This is a genomic window from Burkholderia sp. Bp9012, from assembly GCF_003853825.1.
GTDB classification, from domain to species: domain Bacteria; phylum Pseudomonadota; class Gammaproteobacteria; order Burkholderiales; family Burkholderiaceae; genus Burkholderia; species Burkholderia diffusa.
This window is the reverse complement of the sequence record NZ_QTQA01000031.1, coordinates 41,376-56,807: the sequence shown is the minus strand read 5'-3', so window position 1 is coordinate 56,807 and position 15,432 is coordinate 41,376. Positions and strand designations below refer to the sequence as shown.

The following is a 15,432-nucleotide window of genomic DNA, read 5'->3' as shown; positions in this document are numbered from 1 at the left end:
AACCGGTGCGGCGTGCGCCGCGTCGGCGTCGGCGGCCGCCCGTCAATTCCAGGAATGGCGCGCAGGCTTCACGCCGTTGAGGTAGTAGTTGCCGATCGCGTGGTACTTCCAGCGCACCGGGTCGTGCAGTGTGTGCACGCGCGCGTTGCGCCAGTGGCGGTCGAAGTTGTATTTCGCCAGCGTCGATTTGCTGCCGCCGAGTTCGAACAGCTTGCTCGCGGCAAGCAGCGACACTTCGGTCGTCGCGATCTTCGCCTCGCCGACCGCGATAGCGGCCTGCGCGACCGCCTCCTCACCCGGCTCGCGCTTCGCCGCGTCGACGAAGCGCCCCGAGCGCGCGAGCAGCGCTTCGGCCGCATGCACGCGGTACGCGATATCGCCGATCTGCGCGACCGTCAGCGGGTCCTCGCTCGCGCGTTCGACGCCGCTGTCGATCCACGGGCGCGCATGCTGCCGCACGAACGCGATCGTGTCCTGCAGCGCGGCGCGCGCGATGCCGAGGTCGATCGCGGCGGTCGTGATCTGCGCAAACGGGCCCGCGAAGGTCGGGCGGTCGTACGAACGCTGCGTGTGGAAGATCTCGAACGCGCTCACGCGCACGTTCTCGACGATCACCGTGCCGCTCGCGGTCGTGCGTTGCCCGAAGCCGCTCCAGTCGTCCACCACGGTCAGCCCCGGCGCGCCCTGCCGCACGAACGCGAGCACCGCCTGGTCCGACTCGTCGAGCGCAAGCACCGGAATCCAGTGCGCGAACAGCGTGCCGGTCGAATAGAACTTGCGGCCGTTCAGCACGAACGCGTCGCCGTCGCGGCGCACGCGCGTCTGGATATCAAGCACGTTCTTGCCACCGGCCTCGGAAAACGCATTGCCGTATCGCGTGCCCTTCAGAACGAGATCGAAGAAGAAGCGCTTTTGCGCGTCGCTGCCTTCAAGGCGGATGTCTTCGATCAGGCAGTAGTGGTTCTGCGGGATCTGGCCGACTGACGGGTCCGCCTGCGACACGATCGCGATCACTTCGGCGAGCGTCACGCTCGACACCTCCGCGCCGCCGTATTCACGCGGGACGGTGATGCCCCACAGGCCGCTCGACGAGAACAGCTCGATCTCGTCGAACGGCAGTTTCCGCTCGCGGTCGCGCAGCGCGGCGTGCTCCGCCAGTCGCGCCGCGACCTGGTGTGCGACGTCGATCGCTTCGGCGTCGGAGCCGATGACGGGAACGGACGTAGCGCCCGCTTGCGATTGCGTGTTTTCTTCGATGATTTCCGTCGACATGAAATTTCCGGCAAAGCCCTTGAATCGGTTGACGACGCCGTGCAGGCAGCCGCCGACCTCCTGTTTCGATATCCGAAACGTCAAAACGGGTACGCTCACGATGGCCGCCGCCGGCGCACCCTTCGATCGTCCGGCGCGGCCCGCTTGACCGCCTGCGACTCGCTGGCCGCCTACCTCACGCGGCGACTGCCTGCCGCTGCGCCTCGAGTTCGCGCACGAGCGGCAGCACGCGCTGGCCGAAGTACTCGACTTCCTCGATGAAATGCAGGAACCCGGCGAGCACGAGATCGACGCCGATCGCCTTCAGCGCGACGATCCGCTCGGCGATCTGTTGCGGCGTGCCGATCAGGTTCGTGCGGAAACCGTCGTTGTACTGCACGAGATCCTCGAACGTGGATTTCGCCCAGTTGCCCTCGCCTTCCGGTGACGCCTTGCCGGCCTCCTTCGCCGCATCGCCAAACGCATGCACGGCCTCGACGTGTGCGTGCCGGACGATGTCGTCGAGCACGGCGCGCGCCTCTTCCTCGGTGTCGCGCGCGATCACGAACGCGTTGACGCCGATCCGCACGCGGTGGTTGTTCGCGGCCGCCTTCGCGCGGATGTCGTCGATCTGCGCCTTCAGGTTCTCCGGCGTATTGCCGTTCGTGAAATACCAGTCCGACACGCTGGCCGCGTTGTCGCGCGCCGCACGCGAACTGCCGCCCTGGAAGATCTCCGGGTGCGGTTTCTGCACGGGCTTCGGGCTCAGCGTGTAATCGTTGAAGCGGTAGAAGTCGCCCTTGAACGTGAAATTGTCCTGCGTCCAGATGCCCTTCAGCGCCTGAATGAACTCCTTCGAGCGCCGATAGCGTTCGTCGTGCTCGAGCCACGGCTCGCCGATCGCGGTGAATTCACCCTTGAACCAGCCGCTGACGACGTTGATCGCGATGCGTCCATTCGAAATGTGGTCGATCGTCGCGAGCTGCTTTGCGACCACGGCCGGATGCCACGGCCCCGGCAAGATCGCGGCGAGCACCTTCAGTTTGGTGGTCGCGTGCAGCAGCGCCTGGCTGAACGAGACCGACTCGTGCTGGTGTTCGGCGCCATAGCCGGCCGTGAAGCGGATCTGGCTCAACGCGTAGTCGAATCCGGCCGCTTCAGCCGTGCGCGCGAGCTTCTGGTTGTATTCGAGGCTCCAGTCGGTACGCTGCTCGATCGTGCTGACGACGAGTCCGCCGCTGACGTTCGGCACCCAGTACGCGAATTTGACGCCGTCGGCCGGAGATTTGTGAATGCTCATGAGAGGTCCTGATCGAAGGGTGAAACGAAAGACGGGCTATGCGGCCGCGGCGGCAAGCGTTCTCGGACACAGTTGCGGCGCCGCACGCTCCATCGCGAGCGCGATGCGTACGCGGAGTGCGGGGTTCGCGAATTCGTAGTGGTCGAAATCGCTTTCGGCTACATACAGGCCGATCGGCAGCGTGCGTGACGGACGTTGCAGGCCGCCCGACAGGGCGACCACGTCGAGGGTGTTGCTCATGCCATGCGTTCCCGTTGTCGAGCCGCGCGTTGCCGCGCCGATACGGTGTGGGGTTCGCAAGGAGCGTGCCATTCTCGACGGATGCGCGATCGTGGAGATCATCTGCATCACGAAGTTTTATTCAATCGCCCATCGGGTAAGGCTTACGCGGACAAATAGACAGCCATGGAAAGCGTTTCACCAATCGCATCGCATCGATATTCCACAGCGCGATGAACCGACGGAAACAGCGTTGCTGATGCGCTGCTGCTCAATCAGCAGTTTCGCGCCCCCCGTTCGTCGGATCGCTGCGATCGGACACCGTTTCATCCTGCACAGCAATCCGGCTTTCGTTATCAGAAATCGATGTTTCCCGTTCGGCACAAAACACTGAACACTCTGATAACCAGGCAGCAACCGGACCGCGGCGTCAGTCGACGCTGGTTCGAACCGTTCGATCGACTCACGCCTTCATCGCCATGACCTCCCTGTTTGCAACACCGCGTCCGGTCAATCTTCGAGTCGTCGCCGCGCAGCCGGACGAATCGCGCGGCACGCCCGTTCTCGAGCGCTCCACCCACCATGTGCGGGCCCGCGCCCGCGCGCCCGTGTTCGTCGACCCGCGTTCGCTCGCGCTGCTCGAACGCGTACGGCTCGTCGCGCCGAGCGACGCAAACGTGCTGATCGTCGGCGAGACCGGCACCGGCAAGGAGTTGATCGCGCGCCAGGTGCACGACGGCAGTCATCGTTGCGACGGCCCGTTCGTCGCCGTGAACTGTGGCGCGCTGTCCGACACGCTCGTCGACAGCGAACTGTTCGGTCATGAGAAAGGCGCATTCACGGGCGCGGTCGGCGCGAAGCCAGGCTGGTTCGAAGCCGCGAACGGCGGCACGCTGTTTCTCGACGAAATCGGCGACCTGCCGCTGTCGATGCAGGTCAAGCTGCTGCGCGTGCTGCAGGAGCGCGAGGTCGTGCGGCTCGGCTCGCGCACGGGCATTTCGATCGACGTGCGCGTGGTGGCCGCGACCAACGTCGACCTGCAGCAGGCGGTGATGGACGGACGGTTTCGCGGCGACCTGTTCTACCGGCTCAACGTCGTGCGGCTCGACGTGCCGAGGTTGCGCGAACGGCCGGGCGACATCCTGCCGCTCGCGCGCCACTTCTTCGACGAATACCGCAGCCGCCTCGGCCATGGGTCGCGCAGCATCGACCCGCGCGCGGCGCGCCGGCTCGAAGCACATTCGTGGCCCGGCAATATCCGCGAACTGGAGAACGTGATCCATCACGCGCTGCTGGTGAGCCGCCACGATGCGCTGCAGGACACCGACCTGAACCTGTCGTCGTCATGCGTGCCGGCCGTGGCTGCCGGCGTGCGGGAAGCGGCGGGCCGCGTGCCCGCTCAGGATGCGCTCGAACTGGCACTGTGCGCGCTGTTCGACGAGGCGCACGCGAACCTGTTCGAACGCATCGAGGATACCGTGATGCGGGTCGCGTTCGATTTCAGTCACCGCAACCAGATCCAGGCCGCGCGACTGCTCGGCATCAGCCGGAACGTGTTGCGTGCGCGGCTGATTCGCGCGAAGGTGATCGCGGCAGTCAAGTAAGCGCGATCGCGCGGCTGCATGCGGTGCCGCGAGTCAGCAATGCGGGCGGCGGACGCTTCGGCACGTCGCAATTCATCGCCGGCATGAGCTGGCGAAGCCGATGCGCGACTCGCCTCCGCAACGGCGAGCAGCGCGTGGTCCAGCCGCTCGCCGTGCGGTACGCCACTATTTCCCGACGCCGCCCGTCACGCCGCCGAGCAACGATGTAACGGGGGCGAGCGGATTCGCCGAGGAACCGGCTCCGCCCGCCGCGCCACCGAGCGTGCCGGTGACCGTCGACACGAGACTCGTCACCGGCGCCAGCGGGCTCGCCGCACCGGCACCGTTCGTGCCGCCGAGCGCACCGGTCAGCGACCCGAGCGGCGTCGAGCCGAGCCCCGACAGCAAGCCGCCGAGCGGGCCGGACGGGCTCGAACCGTTCGACGGACCGTTCTGCACGGTGGCGACGGAAGCGCCCGCAAGACTCACGATCAGCCCGGGAATCGGTGCGACGCCGTTCGGACCGTTGTAGTTCACGAGTCCACCCGCGTTCGTGACGGTATTGCCGATCGCGCCGACGAGCGCCCCCACCGAGCCGACGGCTGGCTGTGACGAAACGGATCCCATCCGCGAGCCCGTCGTCGCCAGCGCGCTGCCGACCTGCCCGAGCAAGCCGGCCACCGGCTGCCCGAGGCCCGTGGTCGCGCCAATCTGCTGCGTCGCCTGACCGGCCGTGATGACCAGCGGTGTGACGGCCGAACTGAGCGGCTGCGTGACCTGCTGCACGGCACCCGATGCCAGCGTCGCGCCGACCGTGTTGCCCGCCGTGCCGAGTCCGCCGGCCACGGTGTCGAGCACCGCGCCGACGGGTGTCGTCACCGGCGCGAGCGGCGCCAGCGGCCCCGAGCCGAGCGCGCGGACGGTCTGCGCGAGGCCCGCAACCGGATTCGCCGTTGCGCCGACGACGTCGCCGAGGCCGGCGACCGTCGTACCGACCGGGTTGGGCGTCGAACCGATCTTGCCGAGCCCGTCGCTGAGCGCATCGGCCGCGGCACGCGAAATCGTGCTGACGCTCGAGATCGTGTCGCCTGCGCTGCGCGTCACGGTATTCCCGAGTACCGGTAACGACATCGCGCTGACGGTCGAGCCGACGCCGGCCGCGAGCGCGCCCGCGGTACTCACGACGCCGCGCGTGCCGGGGGCGCCGCTGGTGCCCCAACCCCCGTCGGGGGTGTTGCTGCCGGGCGTATTGCCGCCGATGGTTGCGCCGCCGGTGCTCGCGGCCGCGCTCGACGGCGCGGCGACGTCGGTGCCGCCACAGGCGGCCAGCATGCCGGCGGCGGCGAGCAACGCCGTGGACGTGACAATGCGGGTTCGATACATGGTGGTCTCCTCGCGGTCCGGGCGATGGAATGTTCGATTGAGGACCGGAGGAGAAACAGCATTTTCCATGCCATTGGCGCCAATCGAACGGGCCGTCCCGCCGCCACGCCAGCATCCGCGCGCCCGTGCAAGCGCCTGCCCGCGATCACGATCGATACATTTCTGGCCCATGAGCGGCTCTGTTTTCGTTACATTCGTGCTACGAATGCTTCGATGTTACGTAACGCCGGCCGCGGCACGCCGCATTCGGCGCGGCGCCTACCATTCACAGTACGAAAACCGACGGCACCGCATGCGTGCCGCCGGGCCTCGGCCCACCGTCAGGAACCCGTTGCCATGAAAAAGCTCGTGAACCACCCGTCCGCTGTCGTGCGCGAAATGCTCGAAGGCATCGCGCGGCAATCGCCGCATGTCGCGATCCTCGGCGACGAGCAAGTGCTCGTGCGCCAGCCGCTGCCCGAGCCGTCGCAGCGCCCCGTCGCGATCGTATCCGGCGGCGGTAGCGGTCACGAGCCCGCGCACGGCGGCTATGTCGGCGAAGGGATGCTGAGCGCGGCCGTCTGCGGCGAAGTGTTTACGTCGCCCCCGACCGACGCCGTGCTCGCCGCGATCCGCGCGTGCGCCGGCCCGAACGGCGCGCTGCTCGTCGTGAAGAACTACACGGGCGATCGCCTCAATTTCGGGCTGGCCGCCGAACTCGCGCGAGCCGAGGGCATTCCGGTGGAGACCGTGATCGTCGCCGACGACGTGTCGCTGCGCGGCCGCGTCGAGCGCGGGCAGCGACGCGGAATCGCGGGCACCGTGCTGATCCACAAGCTGGCCGGCGCGGCCGCCGCGCGCGGGTTGCCGCTTGCCCGCGTCGCGGCAATCGCGCGCGACGCGGCGGCCGAACTCGGCACGATGGGCGTCGCGCTCGACGGCTGCACGATCCCCGGCGCCGACAAGTCGGGGTTCAGCCTCGCCGATCACGAGATCGAACTCGGCCTCGGCATCCACGGCGAGAAAGGCGTCGAACGCACCGCGCCACAGGCGGCCGACGCGTTGGTCGAGACGCTGCTGTCGAGCATCGTCGCCGACCTCGTGCTCGATCGCGGCGAACGCGTCGCGCTGCTCGTCAACGGTCTCGGCGCGACGCCGGACATGGAACTGGCGATCGTGCTGCGCGCCGCGTACGACAACCTGAGCCGGCGCGGCATCACCGTCGCGCGGGCATGGGGCGGCACGTTCCTGTCGGCGCTGAACATGCCCGGTTGCTCGATCTCGCTGCTGCGGCTGAACGACGAACGCGTGGCCCTGCTCGACGCGCCGACGCACGCGCGCGCATGGCCCGGCGGCGGCGCCGTCAACGCGCAGATCCGGGTGGCCGCGGCTGCAGCGCCCGACCAGCCGCTGCCGCAGCTCGATGCGGCCGGCCACGCGTGGGCGGCGCGGCTGCAGCCGGCGCTGCACGCGATCGCGCAAGCGTTGATCGACAACGAAGCCACGCTGACGGAACTCGACACGGCCGCCGGCGACGGCGATCTCGGCGCGAGCATGCATCGCGCCGCGCAGGCGATCCTCGCGTTGCCGGAAGCCGCATTCGGCACGCCGGCCGGCACGCTCGCGGCGCTGGGCACCGCGTTGCGCCGCGCGATCGCGGGCAGTTCGGGGCCGTTCTATGCGACCGCGCTGCTGCGCGCGTCGCGGCGGCTCGCCGATGCCGCGGATACCGCCGCACCGTCGGCACGCGACTGGGCTGCGGCATTGCGCAGCGCGGTGGATGCGATCTCCGAACTGGGCGGCGCACGTGCCGGCGATCGGACGATGCTCGATGCGCTGGTGCCTGCCGCCGATGCGTTCGATCGCGCGCTCGATCATGATCGCGACCCAGCTGGCGCATTGGCGCAAGCCATCGAGGCGGCGGAACACGGCGCGCAACGAACGGCCGGCATGACGCCGCGCGCGGGGCGTGCGAGCTATCTCGGCGAACGCGCGATCGGCACGCCGGATGGCGGCGCGGTGGCGGTCGCATGCTGGCTGCGCGCGTTGTTACCGCACGTGCGCTAAACAGCGGTCGAGGGCTGCGCGAGCCAACGCGCGCAGGCCCTCGTGCGAGATATACACACGAGCCGCTTGTATTTCGACTCGATGCCGTGCACCGTGCCGATCGTGTCGTGCCAGCGCGCCGATACCTCGGTCCGTCCCATCTCGATGTCTCCGTCGTTGCTTCCACATGGTCGCTCAGAAAGAGTGCAATCGTGTGCGGAACCGGGACGGTGCGGCGCGCGTGGCGCGATCCGGTTGGTTGGCGTGGCCGGTGCGCGGTCATCCAGGATCGCATCGGGCTTACAACGTCCCTACAACCCTGAGCTGACCGCCAACCCGCCACGTGCGATCGCCGCGTTCGAGCCGGATTGCAGGCGATGCATAAGAATCCGCAGCACGCTTGCAATCTGACAACTTGACCATCCCCGGATCGACCGCCTAAATTGCTCGTTGCAGATCGGCGCCCCGGCGTGCGGCATGACATGCGGATGACACAAACGATAGTTTGCTATCGAATGTTTTTGCCCCTATCATCTCGCCCATGACCAACCTGCACGACCTCCGCCTCGCAGTCAGCAGCCTGCTGGTGCTCACCGCGCGCAAATGGCGCCGCACGAGCGACACCGTGTTGACGGCGTACAACGTGTCCGAAGCGTGCGCGACGCCGTTGCTGATTGCCGGCCGCCTCGGCGAAGGCGTGCGTCAGGGCACGCTCGCCGAACACGTCGGCATCGAGGGGCCGTCGCTCGTGCGCCTGCTCGACCAGCTGTGCGCGGCCGGCCTCGCTCGCCGCGACGAGGATCCGCACGACCGCCGCGCGAAGACGATCTCGCTGACGGCCGCCGGCCGCGCGGTCACCGCGAAGATGGAGGAAGACCTGCGCATGCTGCGCGCCCAGGTTCTCAAGGGCGTCACGCGTGCCGATCTCGAAGCGACGCTGCGCGTGCTGAATGCGTTCAACGCGGCCGATGCGCAGCATCCGGCATCGCGTCCGTCTCACCCCGCCGATTCCGCGTCATGACCTATCCGAGCCTTCGCGACTGGCTGTTCTCGGGCAAGACGTTCGCCGCGTCGATGCTGGCGTTGTACCTCGGCCTGTATTTCCAGCTGCCGCGCCCTTACTGGGCAATGGCGAGCGTCTACATCGTGTCGAACCCGTTCGTCGGCGCCACGCGCTCGAAGGCGCTGTATCGCGCGCTCGGCACCGCGCTCGGCGCGGCCGCCGCGATCCTGTTCGTGCCGCCGTTCGTCGAGACGCCGTTCCTGTTCAGCATCATCGTCGCGACCTGGTGCGGCACGCTGCTCTACCTGGCGATCTCCGACCGCACCGCGCGCAGCTACGTGTTCATGCTCGCCGGCTATACGATGCCGCTGGTCGCGCTGCCGACGGTGACCGATCCGTCGACGATCTTCGACGTCGCGATCGCGCGGACCGAGGAAATCGTGCTCGGCATCGTGTGCGCGAGCGTGGTCGGCAGCGCCGTGTTCCCGAACCGGCTCGCGCCCACGCTGATCGAGCGCACCGACGCATGGTTCAAGGACGCCGCGTTCTACGGCCGCGAGACGCTGTCGGGGCATATCGCGGGCAAGGCGCTGTCGGCATGCCGGCAACGCCTCGCCGCGACCATCACCGGCCTCGAATTCCTCTTGAGCCAGCTGAGCTACGACCATGCGCACCCGCGCGTGCTCGCTCGTGCGCAGGCGCTCGCGGGCCGCATGCAGCTGTTCCTGCCGCTGATGTCCTCGCTCGCCGATCCGCTGATCGCACTGATGCGCGACCTGCACGTGCGACCGCCGGCACTCGACGCGCTGCTCGCCGACGCGGCAAAGTGGTTCGACGCGCCGTTGCCGGCCGTGAAGGCCGGCACCGACGGCGATGTGGCCCACGATCCGGTCGCGGACAATCTGCGCGAGCGCATCGCGTCGCTGCAGCCGTCCGACAGCGCGCTCGCGAGCTGGGACGGTGCGCTGCTGTCGAACGCGCTGTGGCGGCTGCATCAGGTCATCGACATCTGGCAGGACTGCCGCTCGCTGCGCGCGCTGATCGCGAATGAGTCGGGTGTCTGGCAGCCGCGTTACCGACACTGGCGGCTCGGCGGCACCGAGCGCTTCTTCGATCGCGGGATGATGCTGTTCTCGACGCTCACCGTCGTGCTCGCGATCGTGTTCGCATGCTCGCTTTGGATCTCGTCAGGCTGGCACGACGGTGCCGCGGCCGTCACGCTCGTGGCCGTGTCGTGCAGCTTCTTCGCCGCGCTCGACGAACCCGCGCCGCTGGTTTTCAAGTTCTTTCTGTCGACGGCCGCGAGCGTGGTGTTCGCCGGGTTGTACCTGTTCGTCGTGCTGCCGCACGTGCACGACTTCCCGATGCTCGTGCTGATGTTCGCGGGGCCGTTCATCCTGATCGGCACGCTACTGCCGCGCCCGCAGTTCAACATGGTGACGATGCTCGTCGCGGTGAACACCGCCACCTTCATCAGCATCCAGAGCGCGTACGATGCCGATTTCTTCGTGTTCCTGAACAGCAACCTCGCGGGCGTCGCCGGGCTGCTGTTCGCGTACGTGTGGACGCGCGCGACCCGTCCGTTCGGCGCGGAACTCGCGGTGCGGCGCCTGCTGCGTTCGGGCTGGGAAGACGTCGCGCGCTCCGCGTCGACGCAGCCGCTCGACGACCAGCGCAACCACGCATCGCGCATGCTCGATCGCGTCACGCAGCTGCTGCCGCGCCTCGGTGCGTCGGACGACCACCGCCATCCGTCGATCGAGAGCTTCCGCGACCTGCGCATCGCGCTGAACGCGCTCGACCTGCGCCGCTCGCGCCGCAAGCTGACAGGCGACGTGCCCGACGTAATCGACCGCGTGCTGGCCGGCGTCACCGATCACTACGCGCGCTGCGCGGCCGCGAATGCGCGACAGCCTGCACCGCCGGCGCTGCTCGCCTTGATCGACGACGCGCTGCAGCGCGTGGCCGGCCGCAACCTGCCCGGCACGTCGGCCGCATCGGCGGGCGACGGCACGACGCACGACGCTCCCGCGGCGGCGCCCACGCCCGCGACACACCGCCGGCTGCGCGATACGCTTCACGCGCTCGTCGGCTTGCGCCTGTCGCTGTACCCGGCCGCGTCCGCGCAGCCGCCGCATGCCGCAACGGACGGAGCGCGCGCATGATCCCGCTTTCCATGATCCCGCTTTCCAACCTGTCTTTCCGACCGCGACCATGATCGGCGAAATCGACATCTTCGGCGTATTCGTGCCGGCTCCGCTCGTGCTGATGCTGATCGCCTACCTGATCAACATCGTCGTGCGCGCGCTGCTCGAACGCGTCGGCTTTTACCGCCTCGTCTGGCACCGTTCGATCTTCGACCTCGGCATCTACGTGTTCGTGATTGCCGCAGTCGTCATCGTGTCTCACCATCTCGTGGCTAGCTAACCATGAAAAAAACCTGGCTCTCGGCAGGGCAGATCCTGCTCACCCTGATCGTCGTCGTCGTGGCCGCCCTCGTACTGTGGCGGATCATCAACTACTACATGTTCTCGCCGTGGACACGCGATGGCCACGTGCGCGCCGACGTGATCCAGGTCGCGCCCGACGTGTCGGGGCTCATCACCGCGGTGCAGGTCGCCGACAACCAGGAGGTGAAGCGCGGCCAGGTGCTGTTCGTGATCGACCAGGCCCGCTACACGCTCGCGGAGCGGCTGGCCGAGGCGACGCTCGCGCAACGCCGTGCGACGCTCGCTCAGGCAAAGCGCGAATATGCGCGCAACCTGCAGCTCGGCAACCTGGTCGCCAGCGAGCAGGTCGAGGAAAGCCGCACGCGCGTCGAGCAGGGCGAAGCCGCCGCCGCCGATGCACAGGTGTCGCTCGACACCGCGAAGCTCAATCTGCAGCGCACGACGATCGTGAGCCCCGTCGACGGCTACCTGAACGACCGTGCGCCGCGCGTCGGCGAATACGTGCCGGCCGGCCGCGCGGTGCTGTCCGTTGTCGACCGCAACTCGTTCCGCGTCGACGGCTACTTCGAGGAAACCAAGCTGCGCGGCATCCAAATCGGCCAGCCGGTCGACATCGTCGTGATGGGCGAGCCGCATCCGCTGCGTGGCCATGTACAGAGCATCGTCGCCGCGATCGAGGATCGCGACCGCACGCAAGGCGCGAACCTGCTGCCGAACGTGAACCCCGCATTCAGCTGGGTGCGGCTCGCGCAGCGCGTGCCGGTGCGCGTCGTGCTCGACGAGGTGCCAGACGACTTCCGGATGATCGCCGGTCGTACCGCGACCGTCGCGGTGCGCACCCACACGCGCCGCGACGACAATGCGAAGCCGGCCGCCGGCGCCTCCGCGGCAGCCGTGCCGCCTGCGGCATCCGCACACGCGGCCGTCAGCGCGACGGGAGCATCGCAATGAAGCGGCACGGCTTGCGCCTCGCGGCGGCACTCGCGCCGCTCGCGCTCGCACTCGGCGCGTGCAAATCCGTCGGCCCCGACTACAAACTGCCGCAGCAGGCATACGTGAATGCGCCGCTCGCGAACCACGCGCTCGACGACGCGAACGGCACGCTCGTGTCGCGCGATGCGGTGCCCGGCAACTGGTGGCAGCTGTACGACGATCCCGTGCTCGATGAACTCGTGCGCAGTGCGCTGAAATCGAACACCGACCTGCGCGTCGCCGCGGCCAACCTCGCGCGTTCGCGCGCAGCGCTGGAAGTCGCGAACGAGCAAGGCGGCTTCTCCGGCAGCGCGGAAGCAGCCGTGCAGCGTGCGCAGGAATCGGCCGAGCAATATCTGCTCGAAAACAAGCTGCCGGTCGTGAACGAAGGCGCGGTCGGCATCAGCGTGTCATACGAGCTCGATCTGTTCGGCAAGCTGCGGCGCGGCGTCGAGGCCGCGCGCGCGGACAGCGAAGCCGTGCAAGCGGCCGCCGACCTCGCGCGCATCACCGTCGTCGCGGACGTCGTGCGTGCGTACGTCGAATCGTGCTCCGCCGGCGACGAACTCGCGATCGCGAAGCAGTCGCTCGCACTGCAGCAGCAGCGCGTGAAGCTGTCGCAGCGCCTGCGCGATGCGGGACGCGGCAACCAGACCGACGTCACGCGCGGCGTCACGCAGGTGCGCACGCTCGCGGCCGACATCCCGCGCTTCGAAGGCCGCCGCAAGATCGCGCAATACCAGCTCGCCGCGCTGCTCGCGCGTTCGCCCGCCGACCTGCCGAAGCGGGTCGCCGAATGCGAGCGCTTGCCGAAGCTGCGCCAGCCGATTCCGATCGGTGACGGTGCCGCGCTGCTGCGCCGCCGTCCCGACGTTCGCGAAGCCGAGCGTCAGCTCGCCGCCTCGACCGCGCGGATCGGCGTCGCGACCGCCGCGCTGTATCCGTCGATCAGCATCGGCGCGTCCGCCGGTTCGGTCGGCGTCGCCGCCGACCTGTTCTCTTCCACCACGAATCGCTGGTCGTTCGGACCGCTGATCAGCTGGTCGTTCCCGATCAACGGCCAGCGCGCGCGCGTGCGCGAAGCGGAAGCGGCGACCGGCGGCGCGCTCGCGCACTTCGACGGCGTCGTGCTGAACGCGCTGCGCGAAACGCAGTCGAGCCTCGCGGCCTATGCCGCCGACGTGCAACGCACCGATGCGCTGCGCACGGCCTACGAATCGGCGCGTAGTTCCGCTGACGAAACGCACCGGCTGTATACCGCCGGCCGCGAGTCGTTCATTTCGGATCTCGATGCGACGCGCACGCTGACGAGCGTGCGTGCACAGGTCGCCGCAGCCGAAGGCCAGGTCGCCGCCGACCAGGTGAAGTTGTTCCTCGCGCTCGGCGGCGGATGGGAAGGCGATGGAACGGCCGCTGCGGCGCAGCAGACCTCGGCGGCAAGCGCGCCGGCTGCCGCGTCGGCCGCTGTAAAGTAAGCGCGCGCGGGGCGGCACGGCGTACACGAAATGCCTGTTGTCGCGCAGCATCGTGCGCGGTTTCGCATGTCCAGTATGCCGATGCCGACGTCGCGCTTCACCTGCATTGCCGGTAAACTCGTCCGCGGTTTCCGCCATTCGCTCGCCGCCCGCCGGGCGGCCCTTTCCCGGAGAGTCATCATGCGCACCAGCGCCCGCAATCAATTCGCCGGCCAGATCAGCGCCGTCAAGCCCGGTGCCGTCAACGACGAAATCACGCTGCGTACCGAGGACGGCCTCGACATCGTCGCCGTGATCACGCACGGAAGCGTAGCATCGCTCGGTCTCGCGGCCGGCGCGAAGGCCTTCGCGCTCGTCAAGGCATCGTCGGTGATCGTGATGGTCGACGTCGACAGCAGCAAGGTGTCGGCGCGAAACTGTGTCGCGGGCACCGTGTCGTCGATCGCGAAGGGCGCGGTCAATTCGGAAGTCGTGATCAAGGCCGCAGGTGGTGCGGAGATCGTCGCGATCGTCACCAACGACAGCGTCGATCGTCTCGGCCTCGCAAGCGGCAAGGCCGCGTCCGCGCTCTTCAAGGCGTCGAGCGTGATCGTCGGGGTCGAGTGATCGCCCGGTCGATCGTGCAACGACGTCCCGCCATTCGCCGCGCCCGGGGGGCGAGCAACGCGCGGCCGGCTTGCAGGCGCATACGATGACGTCTGCGCTCGAGCATGCGCATCGGCGCATATTGCAAGCGCTGCTGTCCGGCGCGGCCGACGCCGATTCCCCGGATGCAAGTCTGTTCGGTGAGCTCATTGCGGCACGTGCATGCCGCAATGAGCTCGCGCTGCTCGGCCTGTCTCCCGCCCGGTTGAGCGGCCTGCTTGAGCGCCAGTTTCCGCACCTGAATTCCACCGATGCGGCCGCGTTCGGGCCGGTGCTCACCATCGCACCGCTGCCGGCCGTGCACGCGCGGTTCGTCGCGACGCTGCACGCGCTGCTGATGCGGGATGCGCATCCCGCCGCCGCGCACGACGATGCCGACTGCGTCGCTGCAATCGTCGCGCATGCGTGCCTGCGCCCCGATCACCTGTGGCGCGATCTTGGTCTTGACGGACGCGACGCGGTCACCGCGATGCTCGATCGCTATTTCCCCGCGTTTGCCGCACGCAATGTCGCGCAGCTGCGCTGGAAGAAATTCCTCGCCCAGGAAGTGGCCGCATCGCTTGGCCTCCAGCCCGGGCCCGCGCCCGGATGCCCGGGCTGCGAGGATTTCGAATTCTGCTTTCCCCCGGGACGATAATCGCGACCGCGGCCTGCACGGCTTGCCGGAGCGCATCGTTTGACCGATGATGCGCGCCATCCGTCGGCACGTTGTCCCGCGCGTTCGTTCGACCGCAACGCTCATTGGAGAAACCGCCTTGACCGACTTTGCGAGTCCCAATCTGCCGTCGCGCGATTTCGAAGCCACGTCGCTGTTCTACGCGAAGCTCGGGTTCGTCGAAACCTGGCGCGACGATGGCTGGATGATCCTCAGACGCGGCGATCTGCTGCTGGAATTCTTCCCGCATCCCGGTCTCGATCCGGCCACGAGCTGGTTCAGTTGCTGTTTCCGGCTCGCTGACGTCGGTGCGTCTTTCGACGAGGTACTCGCCGCCGGCATTCCGGAGCAGACGACCGGCTGGCCACGCGCGCATCGACCGAAGCGCGAAGGATGGGGCGGTACCGTCGGCGCGTTGATCGACCCGGACGGGTCGTTGATCAGATTGATTCAGACGGAAGACTGAGTCGC

The 15,432-nt window shown here is 68.2% G+C and carries 14 protein-coding genes; 10 read left to right on the top strand and 4 right to left on the bottom strand.

Annotated elements, in window-relative coordinates; all coding sequences use genetic code 11:
- Nucleotides 1-42: 42 nt before the first annotated feature.
- The 3 genes from DIE11_RS31035 to DIE11_RS31025 all read right to left on the bottom strand — a co-directional run bounded on the left by DIE11_RS31035 (nucleotide 43) and on the right by DIE11_RS31025 (nucleotide 2,791).
- Nucleotides 43-1,272 (bottom strand): SfnB family sulfur acquisition oxidoreductase, encoded by a 1,230-nt coding sequence (locus DIE11_RS31035; protein ID WP_124629298.1) that lies wholly within the window; start codon nucleotides 1,270-1,272, stop codon nucleotides 43-45.
- Nucleotides 1,273-1,447: 175 nt separating this feature from the next.
- Nucleotides 1,448-2,551 carry a dimethylsulfone monooxygenase SfnG gene (gene sfnG, locus DIE11_RS31030; RefSeq protein WP_124629296.1) on the bottom strand — a complete coding sequence of 368 codons (1,104 nt, stop codon included), beginning with the start codon at nucleotides 2,549-2,551 and terminating at the stop codon, nucleotides 1,448-1,450.
- Between the two features lie 36 nt (nucleotides 2,552-2,587).
- Entirely contained in the window at nucleotides 2,588-2,791 is a 204-nt protein-coding gene (locus DIE11_RS31025; protein WP_409364590.1) for a hypothetical protein, read from the bottom strand.
- A 458-nt stretch (nucleotides 2,792-3,249) separates the two neighbouring features.
- On the opposite strand from DIE11_RS31025, the gene DIE11_RS31015 reads away from it, so the two are divergent.
- Entirely contained in the window at nucleotides 3,250-4,374 is a 1,125-nt protein-coding gene (locus DIE11_RS31015; RefSeq protein ID WP_124629294.1) for a sigma-54-dependent Fis family transcriptional regulator, read from the top strand.
- 165 nt (nucleotides 4,375-4,539) lie between these two features.
- Here DIE11_RS31015 and DIE11_RS31010 read toward each other — a convergent pair whose 3' ends face one another.
- Entirely contained in the window at nucleotides 4,540-5,736 is a 1,197-nt protein-coding gene (locus DIE11_RS31010) for a collagen-like triple helix repeat-containing protein (RefSeq protein WP_124629293.1), read from the bottom strand.
- A gap of 336 nt (nucleotides 5,737-6,072) precedes the next feature.
- Here DIE11_RS31010 and DIE11_RS31005 point away from each other — a divergent pair, with 336 nt between their 5' ends.
- The 9 genes from DIE11_RS31005 to DIE11_RS30960 all read left to right on the top strand — a co-directional run bounded on the left by DIE11_RS31005 (nucleotide 6,073) and on the right by DIE11_RS30960 (nucleotide 15,427).
- Nucleotides 6,073-7,782: a dihydroxyacetone kinase family protein gene (locus DIE11_RS31005; protein WP_124629291.1), complete on the top strand. Its 1,710-nt coding sequence runs from the start codon at nucleotides 6,073-6,075 to the stop codon at nucleotides 7,780-7,782.
- A 520-nt stretch (nucleotides 7,783-8,302) separates the two neighbouring features.
- Nucleotides 8,303-8,782: a MarR family winged helix-turn-helix transcriptional regulator gene (locus DIE11_RS30995; RefSeq protein WP_059600755.1), complete on the top strand. Its 480-nt coding sequence runs from the start codon at nucleotides 8,303-8,305 to the stop codon at nucleotides 8,780-8,782.
- Nucleotides 8,779-10,929: an FUSC family protein gene (locus DIE11_RS30990; protein ID WP_124629288.1), complete on the top strand. Its 2,151-nt coding sequence runs from the start codon at nucleotides 8,779-8,781 to the stop codon at nucleotides 10,927-10,929. Before DIE11_RS30995 ends, DIE11_RS30990 begins: the two co-directional genes overlap by 4 nt.
- 49 nt (nucleotides 10,930-10,978) lie before the next feature.
- Nucleotides 10,979-11,191 carry a DUF1656 domain-containing protein gene (locus DIE11_RS30985; RefSeq protein ID WP_124629286.1) on the top strand — a complete coding sequence of 71 codons (213 nt, stop codon included), beginning with the start codon at nucleotides 10,979-10,981 and terminating at the stop codon, nucleotides 11,189-11,191.
- A 2-nt stretch (nucleotides 11,192-11,193) separates the two neighbouring features.
- Nucleotides 11,194-12,165: an HlyD family secretion protein gene (locus DIE11_RS30980; RefSeq protein ID WP_124629284.1), complete on the top strand. Its 972-nt coding sequence runs from the start codon at nucleotides 11,194-11,196 to the stop codon at nucleotides 12,163-12,165.
- Nucleotides 12,162-13,661 carry an efflux transporter outer membrane subunit gene (locus DIE11_RS30975; RefSeq protein ID WP_124629282.1) on the top strand — a complete coding sequence of 500 codons (1,500 nt, stop codon included), beginning with the start codon at nucleotides 12,162-12,164 and terminating at the stop codon, nucleotides 13,659-13,661. Before DIE11_RS30980 ends, DIE11_RS30975 begins: the two co-directional genes overlap by 4 nt.
- 180 nt (nucleotides 13,662-13,841) lie before the next feature.
- Nucleotides 13,842-14,267, top strand: coding sequence for a molybdopterin-binding protein (locus tag DIE11_RS30970; protein WP_124629280.1), 426 nt, complete (start codon nucleotides 13,842-13,844; stop codon nucleotides 14,265-14,267).
- 85 nt (nucleotides 14,268-14,352) lie between these two features.
- Nucleotides 14,353-14,943: a nitrogen fixation protein NifQ gene (locus DIE11_RS30965; protein ID WP_124629278.1), complete on the top strand. Its 591-nt coding sequence runs from the start codon at nucleotides 14,353-14,355 to the stop codon at nucleotides 14,941-14,943.
- Between the two features lie 118 nt (nucleotides 14,944-15,061).
- A complete protein-coding gene (locus DIE11_RS30960; protein WP_124629326.1) occupies nucleotides 15,062-15,427 on the top strand; it encodes a bleomycin resistance protein in 366 nt (121 codons plus the stop codon).
- Nucleotides 15,428-15,432 lie beyond the last annotated feature (5 nt).

What these genes read in the sequence shown, in the direction of transcription:
- DIE11_RS31035 (WP_124629298.1), bottom strand. Translation starts at nt 1,272, where the DNA reads ATGTCGACGGAAATCATCGAAGAAAACACGCAATCGCAAGCGGGCGCT.
- DIE11_RS31005 (WP_124629291.1), top strand. Translation starts at nt 6,073, where the DNA reads ATGAAAAAGCTCGTGAACCACCCGTCCGCTGTCGTGCGCGAAATGCTC.
- DIE11_RS30965 (WP_124629278.1), top strand. Translation starts at nt 14,353, where the DNA reads ATGACGTCTGCGCTCGAGCATGCGCATCGGCGCATATTGCAAGCGCTG.
- sfnG (WP_124629296.1), bottom strand. Translation starts at nt 2,551, where the DNA reads ATGAGCATTCACAAATCTCCGGCCGACGGCGTCAAATTCGCGTACTGG.
- DIE11_RS30985 (WP_124629286.1), top strand. Translation starts at nt 10,979, where the DNA reads ATGATCGGCGAAATCGACATCTTCGGCGTATTCGTGCCGGCTCCGCTC.
- DIE11_RS30975 (WP_124629282.1), top strand. Translation starts at nt 12,162, where the DNA reads ATGAAGCGGCACGGCTTGCGCCTCGCGGCGGCACTCGCGCCGCTCGCG.
- DIE11_RS30995 (WP_059600755.1), top strand. Translation starts at nt 8,303, where the DNA reads ATGACCAACCTGCACGACCTCCGCCTCGCAGTCAGCAGCCTGCTGGTG.
- DIE11_RS31010 (WP_124629293.1), bottom strand. Translation starts at nt 5,736, where the DNA reads ATGTATCGAACCCGCATTGTCACGTCCACGGCGTTGCTCGCCGCCGCC.
- DIE11_RS31015 (WP_124629294.1), top strand. Translation starts at nt 3,250, where the DNA reads ATGACCTCCCTGTTTGCAACACCGCGTCCGGTCAATCTTCGAGTCGTC.
- DIE11_RS30970 (WP_124629280.1), top strand. Translation starts at nt 13,842, where the DNA reads ATGCGCACCAGCGCCCGCAATCAATTCGCCGGCCAGATCAGCGCCGTC.
- DIE11_RS30980 (WP_124629284.1), top strand. Translation starts at nt 11,194, where the DNA reads ATGAAAAAAACCTGGCTCTCGGCAGGGCAGATCCTGCTCACCCTGATC.
- DIE11_RS30990 (WP_124629288.1), top strand. Translation starts at nt 8,779, where the DNA reads ATGACCTATCCGAGCCTTCGCGACTGGCTGTTCTCGGGCAAGACGTTC.
- DIE11_RS31025 (WP_409364590.1), bottom strand. Translation starts at nt 2,791, where the DNA reads ATGAGCAACACCCTCGACGTGGTCGCCCTGTCGGGCGGCCTGCAACGT.